This window comes from Nocardia fusca NBRC 14340 (assembly GCF_001618425.1).
Classification (GTDB): Bacteria; Actinomycetota; Actinomycetes; order Mycobacteriales; family Mycobacteriaceae; genus Nocardia; species Nocardia fusca.
Genome location: NZ_BDCU01000098.1, coordinates 1 through 1,191 on the forward strand (window position 1 = coordinate 1; position 1,191 = coordinate 1,191).

At 62.0% G+C, this 1,191-nt stretch carries 2 protein-coding genes; one reads left to right on the forward strand and one right to left on the reverse strand.

Annotated features, from left to right (window positions below):
- Nucleotides 1-233 precede the first annotated feature (233 nt).
- Nucleotides 234-719 (forward strand): hypothetical protein, encoded by a 486-nt coding sequence (locus NF4_RS36000; RefSeq protein ID WP_063131855.1) that lies wholly within the window; start codon nt 234-236, stop codon nt 717-719.
- A 107-nt stretch (nt 720-826) separates the two neighbouring features.
- Here the strand turns inward: NF4_RS36000 and NF4_RS39905 are convergent, their stop codons facing one another.
- On the reverse strand, nt 827-952 hold the full coding sequence (locus NF4_RS39905) for a hypothetical protein (RefSeq protein ID WP_269749680.1): 126 nt from the start codon (nt 950-952) through the stop codon (nt 827-829).
- Nucleotides 953-1,191 lie beyond the last annotated feature (239 nt).

Sequence of the window (1,191 nt, forward strand, 5' to 3'; positions counted from 1 at the left end):
GTCCGGGAACATCCGCGAGAAAAGTCACGCGAGCAGTTACCGCAGACCGGTTTCTCGTTCTGCCTGGGTTTCAGGTGTCCAGCATCCCTACAGGACTATTCATAGGGCTTACACATAACTGCTGCGTGGCGTGGTCTAGGCTGCGGTCTGCTCGACGGATCTGTCCCACCCCCTACCGACTCCGAAAGGCACACATAGTGGTTCGTGGGAGACTTTTCGCTTCGATACTCGCGTTGACCGCCGCTGTACTGGTCAATGTGGCCGGACCGGCCAGCGCAACGACCAGCATATGGATCGGGAGAGCGTTCCCAGACGCACACGGCGACTACAGCTGGTGGGTCGTCGCCGAGATCACCTACGTCTGCGAACCCGGCCAGGCCAACGCCCTGTGGGTCAAGGTCGAGTCCGAACGGTTCAAAAGCCCGGAAGGCCAACCCGTCCGTATGAAAGACGAGGGGCTGGATCGGGTGATCTGTGACGGCGAATCTCGGCAGACGAAGGTCAGGGTGCCATTGGGTTTCGACTACGGCGAGGGCCCGAATCTCGCAGATGCTCACGACGGCGACGGCAATGAACTCATGACGTATTACTACGATGACCGTGCGGTCGAGATCACCGCAGCGTTCGCCTACCTGCCGCCGGATGCCGAGGACATGAGCCAGGTCGAGATCCACGAGGACACCGCCGAGAACCGGACCCTGACTCTGACTCAGGAATAGTCCTCGGCCCGCAGCGGTCCGCACCGGACCGCTGCGCAGCGTGCGATCCTGGAACGTGAGAACCGGCCAGCTATCCGCTGGCCGGTTCTCGTTGTGTTCGGGGGGCCTCAGGCGTTGAGCTCCCAGAACCAGGGTGTGTCTTCGTGCCAGAATGCGTCGAGCGGTCGCCCGCTGTCCACCAGGATGTCATCGACCCGGCGGCTCACGTCGAGGTCGCCCGGTTCGGACCACACGGCAAGAGGTGCGACCGTGAACCGGTCATCGAGTGCGAACCACAGGACACATCCCTGTACGGGTGCAGGCCTCGTTCGTCCACGAGCCGGTACGCGGCCGCGACACCGGGACAACACACCGAAACGCCCGTAACCGGGCACACCCGTATCAATCACGCCGACATGAAATCCCCAGTTCAACAGCAGGATTCAGCCTGTCTACTCAGCGTGACTTTTCTCCCGGATGAGCCTCAACCCCC